Source organism: Sinomonas sp. G460-2 (genome assembly GCF_047759905.1).
Classification (GTDB): domain Bacteria; phylum Actinomycetota; class Actinomycetes; order Actinomycetales; family Micrococcaceae; genus Sinomonas.
This window is the reverse complement of record NZ_JBKZWT010000240.1, coordinates 1-5,572: the sequence shown is the minus strand read 5'-3', so window position 1 is coordinate 5,572 and position 5,572 is coordinate 1. Positions and strand designations below refer to the sequence as shown.

5 protein-coding genes and 1 pseudogene are annotated in these 5,572 nt (G+C 71.6%); 3 read left to right on the top strand and 3 right to left on the bottom strand.

What is annotated here, in order from left to right:
• Positions 1-648, bottom strand: a pseudogene (locus tag ACLN58_RS16970) (phospho-sugar mutase); the annotation flags it as partial.
• A 16-nt stretch (positions 649-664) separates the two neighbouring features.
• Positions 665-1,468: a purine-nucleoside phosphorylase gene (locus tag ACLN58_RS16965; protein ID WP_415856428.1), complete on the bottom strand. Its 804-nt coding sequence runs from the start codon at positions 1,466-1,468 to the stop codon at positions 665-667.
• A gap of 154 nt (positions 1,469-1,622) precedes the next feature.
• Here ACLN58_RS16965 and ACLN58_RS16960 point away from each other — a divergent pair, with 154 nt between their 5' ends.
• From ACLN58_RS16960 to ACLN58_RS16950, 3 genes are read left to right on the top strand one after another with little or no spacing between them, the layout of a single operon-like run.
• Positions 1,623-3,032 (top strand): NAD(P)H-quinone dehydrogenase, encoded by a 1,410-nt coding sequence (locus ACLN58_RS16960; protein ID WP_415856427.1) that lies wholly within the window; start codon positions 1,623-1,625, stop codon positions 3,030-3,032.
• Positions 3,033-3,057: 25 nt separating this feature from the next.
• Positions 3,058-4,212 carry a M20 metallopeptidase family protein gene (locus ACLN58_RS16955; protein ID WP_415856426.1) on the top strand — a complete coding sequence of 385 codons (1,155 nt, stop codon included), beginning with the start codon at positions 3,058-3,060 and terminating at the stop codon, positions 4,210-4,212.
• 48 nt (positions 4,213-4,260) lie between these two features.
• Positions 4,261-4,734, top strand: a complete 474-nt coding sequence (locus ACLN58_RS16950) for a hemerythrin domain-containing protein (protein WP_415856425.1) — start codon at positions 4,261-4,263, stop codon at positions 4,732-4,734.
• A gap of 356 nt (positions 4,735-5,090) precedes the next feature.
• Here the strand turns inward: ACLN58_RS16950 and ACLN58_RS16945 are convergent.
• Positions 5,091-5,572, bottom strand: a 482-nt coding sequence (locus tag ACLN58_RS16945; protein WP_415856424.1) for a (2Fe-2S)-binding protein, incomplete at its 5' end; no start/stop codon positions are given.

Sequence of the window (5,572 nt, the reverse complement as noted above, 5' to 3'; positions counted from 1 at the left end):
CTCGCCGACGGGCCCGACCTCGGCGATGAGGCCCGCGATCTCGGTGTCGACTGGGGCGACGATCTGCGCGCCTCGCCCGGCGTCGTCGACCGCGCGCCCGCCGAGGTACACCTTGTAGCCGTTGTCCTGGGGCGGGTTGTGGCTGGCCGTCACCATGACGCCCACGTCGCAGCCAAGCGCGCGCAGCGCATACGCGAGCACGGGCGTCGGGAGCGGGCCGGGCATGAGGAGCGTTTCGATGCCTGCGGCCGTGAAGATCGCGACCGTGTCGAGCGCGAACGCGTCCGAGTTCTTGCGCGCGTCGAAGCCGACGACGGCGCGCGGCCACCCGCCGTCGTCCTCCTGGCCCGGCTTCGCCTCGGCGACGCGCCGCCGCACGAATTCGGCGAGCCCCGCCGCGGCGCGGCGCACCACGACGCTGTTCATGCGGTTCGGGCCCGGACCCAGCGCGGCGCGCAGCCCGGCGGTGCCGAACTGAAGCGTCCCGCCGAAGGCGTCAACGAGCTCCTGGTGCGCGACGGCCTGCCCCTCGGCGGCCTGCTCGAGCGTGGCGCGAAGCTGGGCGGCCGTCTCGGGGTCCGGGTCGGCCTCCGCCCAGGCCTCGGCCTTGCTTCGCAGCTCCTCGAATCCAGCGGGAGTTGCGCTCATAGTGTCCCCGGTCCCTTCAAATTTTCGCGATGACGTCGGCAAGGAGCCGGGAGATCCGCGGGCCGGCCGCGCGGCCGGCCTCGATGACCTCTTCGTGGCTCAGCGGCGTGGGGCTGATGCCCGCGGCAAGATTCGTGACGAGCGAGATCCCGAACACCTCGAGACCGGCGTGGCGCGCGGCGATCGCTTCGAGCGCCGTCGACATGCCGACGAGGTCCGCGCCGATGCGCTTCGCGTACTGGACCTCGGCGGGCGTCTCGTAGTGCGGTCCCGGGAACTGGGCGTAGACGCCCTCGTCCAGAGTCGGATCGACCTCGCGGGCCAGATCGCGGAGCCGGCTCGAGTAGAGGTCGGTGAGATCCACGAACGTCGCGCCCTCGAGCGGCGACGTGGCCGTGAGGTTGATGTGGTCGCTGATGAGCACGGGCGTGCCCGGCTGCCACGCGGGGTTGAGCCCACCGCAGCCGTTCGTGAGGACGAGCACGCGACAGCCGGCCGCGGCCGCCGTGCGCACCCCGTGGACCACGGCGCGGACGCCCTTGCCCTCGTAGTAGTGGGTGCGCGAGCCGAGCACGAGCGCGCGCTTGCCCTCTCGCGTGAGGACGGAGCGGATCGTGCCCACGTGCCCCTCGACAGCAGGCGCCGAGAAGCCCGGGACCTCGCTCGTGGGAACCGTCGCCGTGACCTCGCCGATGAGGTCCGCGGCCCCGCCCCACCCGGATCCGAGGACGAGCGCGATATCGTGCGAGGGCACGCCGGTGGCCTGCGCGAGGTAGTCGGCGGCAGCCTGGGCCAGCTGGAAGGGCTCAGTAGTTGTCACACGTAGAACCTACCAACGCGGACCCCGCGTGGCACGTCCACACGGTGCCGCGCCGTGGGAGCACGCCAAACAGGGCGTCACGTGCTGCACATCACCCGGGTGAGTGGCGCACGCAGTGGTGGGGTGCGGCATCGTCAGGGCACAATGGGTGTCCGTGACGATGAACCCCGATTTCAGCGTTCCCCACATCGCGATCCTCGGCGGCGGCCCCGGCGGCTACGAGGCGGCCTCCGTTGCCGCATCCCTCGGAGCGCGCGTGACCATTGTCGAGCGTTCGGGCCTGGGCGGCTCGGCCGTCCTGACCGACGTCGTCCCGTCCAAGACGCTCATCGCGTCTTCGGACCTCATGACCCGCGTCGAGGAGGCCGCCGCGCTCGGCATCCACCTCGGCCACACCGACGGCGGGCTCATCAAACACGCGGACCTCCGCTCGATCAACGAGCGCCTCCTGGGCCTCGCGCGCCAGCAGTCGCAGGATATCCGCGCGGGGCTCGAGCAGCTCGGCGTGAGGATCGTCGACGGGATGGGCCGACTCGCCGCCCCGCACACGATCGAGGCCACGACGGGCTCCGGTGCCGAGCTCATCGACGCGGACGCCGTGATCCTCGCGGTCGGGGCCCACCCGCGCGAGCTCCCGACCGCGCGCTACGACGGCGAGCGGATCCTCAACTGGACCCAGCTCTACGAGCTCGACGAGATCCCGGAGCACCTCATCGTGGTGGGCTCGGGCGTCACGGGCGCGGAGTTCGCGTCCGCCTACAACGGCCTCGGCGCCAAGGTCACGCTCGTGTCCTCGCGCGACCGCGTCCTGCCCGGCTCGGACGAGGATGGCGCGGAGCTCCTCGAGAAGGTCTTCGCGCGCCGCGGCGTCAACGTCCTCTCGCGCTCGCGCGCGGCCGCCGTCGAGCGCACGGGCGACGGCGTCGCCGTCGTCCTCGGCGATGGCACCAAGGTGACGGGCTCGCACTGCCTCGTGTGCGTCGGCTCGATCCCGAACACGGAGGGGATCGGCCTCGAGGAGGCTGGCATCGCGCTCTCGGAGAGCGGGCACATCAAGGTCGACGGCGTCTCCCGCACCACGGCGATCAACGTCTACGCCGCGGGCGACTGCACGGGCGTCCTCGCGCTGGCCTCCGTCGCCGCCATGCAGGGCCGCATCGCGGTCGCGCACTTCCTCGGCGACCGCGTGATGCCGCTCAACCTCAACCACGTCGCCTCGAACATCTTCACGTCGCCGGAGATCGCCTCGGTGGGCGTTGCGGAGGCGGACGTCGCGAGCGGCAAGGTTGCGGGCGACATCGTGACGCTGCGGCTCAAGAGCAACGCGCGGGCCAAGATGCGCAACACGACGGACGGCTTCGTCAAGATCATCGCGCGCAAGGGCACGGGCACGGTGATCGGCGCCGTCGTCATGGGCTCGAACGCCTCGGAGCTCATCTTCGGCCTCGCTATCGCGGTCGAGCAGAGCCTGCACGTCGACGACGTCGCCGCGACGTACGCCGTCTACCCGTCGCTCTCCGGCTCGATCTCGGAGGCCGCGCGGAGGCTGCACGTCCACATGTAGCGCTTTCGGGCGTAGGTTGGGGTGCGTGAACTGGGAGATCGACGAAGACGCCCTCATCGCCTGGCGGCGAGACATCCACGCCCATCCTGAACTGGGCTTCCACGAGACGAGGACCTCCGGCCTCGTCGCGGAGCTGCTTGAGGGCTTCGGGATCGAGGTGACCCGGCCCACGCCCACGGGCGTCGTTGGGACACTCCGCGGCTCGCGGCCCGGTCGCTCCGTGGCCCTGCGCGCCGATATGGATGCGCTTCCCGTGCTCGAGGAGACGGGCGAGCCCTTCGCCTCGCAGACGCCCGGCCTCATGCACGCGTGCGGCCACGACGCGCACACGGCCATGCTCCTCGCGGCGGCGAAGACGCTCGCGGGGCTCCGCGACGAGCTCGCCGGCACGGTCACGTTCCTCTTCCAGCACGCCGAAGAGCAGCCGCCGGGCGGCGCCGCCGAGCTCGTCGCCGCAGGGGCGCTCGACGGCGCCGACGGCGTGTTCGGGCTCCACGTCATGAACCAGAAGGCGGGGACCGTCACCATTGCGCGCGGGGCCGCCTCGACCGCGTACGACGGCGGGCAGCTCACCATCCAGGGCCGCGGCTCGCATGGCTCGATGCCGCAGCACGGCATCGACCCCGTGGTCGTGGGCTCCGAGATCGTGCTCGCGCTGCAGACGGTCGTCTCCCGATCCATCGCGCCGGATCACTTCGCGGTCGTCACGGTCGGAAGCTTCAATTCGGGGGAGGCGCCCAACATCATTCCCGACACGGCCAAGCTGGCGCTGTCCGTGCGGACGACCGACCCCGCTGACCGCGAGACCGTGCGGCGGCGGGTGCACGAGGTCATCGCGGGCGTGTGCGCCGTGCACGGCGCCACGTTCACGCTCGATTGGGAGCCAGGCTACGAGGCCATCCAGAACGACGACGGCGCCGCCGAGCTCGCGTTCGCAGCCGCGGCGACGGCGCTCGGCGAGGACCGAGTCGCGTGGGGCCCGGCCACGAGCGGCAGCGAGGACTTCTCCGTCTATGCTGCCCGCGTGCCCGGCTGCTTCCTGTTCTTCGGCGGCGGCGACGAGTCGGAGGGCTTCCCGTTCCAGAACCACCACCCGAAGTTCAACGTCACCGAGTCCGCTCTTGCCGCCGGCGCCCGGCTCGAGGTGCAGATCGCGCTCGACTTCCTCGCCGCGGAGTGAGGGTTTTCGGCCCTTGAGGGGCCTCGGAGGGCGGCGCATGATGACGCCATGGAACGCAAGCACCATACGGTCGGGGAGGCAGCGGCAGCCTTGGGCTACCGTCACGACCGCATGCTTGAACGGGTTCGCGGCCTCACAGGCTCGCTCCTCGCCGCCGCCGAGGCGGGCGATCGGAACGTCGCTCACGATGAGCAGGCCAATCTCGTCTCGTGGTGCGAGGACGAGCTCATTCCGCACATGCTCGCCGAGGAGGGTCCGCTCTACGCCGGCGCACACGCCACGGGAGAGGCCGGCCTGCTCGTCGAGGCGCTGCTTCAAGAGCATCAGGCCCTCGTGGGGCTCGTGGACGAACTGCGGGGCTCCGGCGGCGTGAAGGCCGCTGCGGTGGGCTTCATGGTCGCGAGGCTCTTCGCTCTGCACGTCGGGCAGGAGGAGCGGCTCCTGCTGCCGTTCATCGCGGCGAGTCCGGACCTGAGCCTGGCCGAGGCGGTCGGCTCGCTCGACGACGTCGTGGAGGGGTAGCACTCGCGCTGGCCGGCGGGGCCGGGCGGCTTTCCTATCCGCTTCTTGGCCCGCCTGGGGGGTGTCCCGCCGTGGCACTCCGCTCTGGGACCGACTGGGGCGGATCAACCGGACGGGAGCGTCGAGCGGCAAGGCCGCAAAGCCCCGGGCCCGGCCGGGCTGGAACAACTGGGGGAAGGTTCCAGCCCGGCCCAGCTGCTGGGACAGAGCAAAGCCGGGCTGGGGGACAGTCCGTCCCGGCTTCCAATTAGGTAATCGCTGGGGCCGGAGGAAAGGTTACGCGAATCCGGTTTTTCGGGGCCGAATTTTTTTCGAGCCGATCGGCGGGGCTCGAGGGGCCCAGCGGGGCCGCCCGATCAGGCCCCAACGGCTGCGAAATGCTGCTCGATGAGCTCGCGGATTCCGTCCTTGCACCCGCCGCAGCCGGTCCCGGCGCGGGTCCCCTTCGAGACCTCCTCGACCGTCGAGCAACCGCCCACGATCGCCTCCTGCACGGTTCCGCGACTCACGCCAGCGCAGCGGCACAGCGTCGACTCCGGTCCGGCGGCCGAGCCGGGCACGCCGAGCGAGCTCTCGGGGCCGTCGAGGCGCAGGATCACGGAGCGGTCGGCAGGGAGTTCCGCGCCGCTTCCGAACAGCAGGGTGAGCTCCGCCGCCGCGCGCGGCATCCCGAGCGCGATGAAGCCCTCGAGCGCGCCGTCGCGCGTGCACATCTTCACGTAGCGTCCGTGCGCCGGGTCCGCCCACAGCGAGACCTCGAGCGGCGCGCGTCCCGCCGCGTGGTCGGCGTCCCACGCCACCGTGTCCCATGGGTCGGCCTGCGCCTCGCCCGCGAGTG

Excerpts from the sequence above, each read along its gene's own strand:
- ACLN58_RS16950 (WP_415856425.1), top strand. The coding sequence starts at position 4,261 with ATGGAACGCAAGCACCATACGGTCGGGGAGGCAGCGGCAGCCTTGGGC.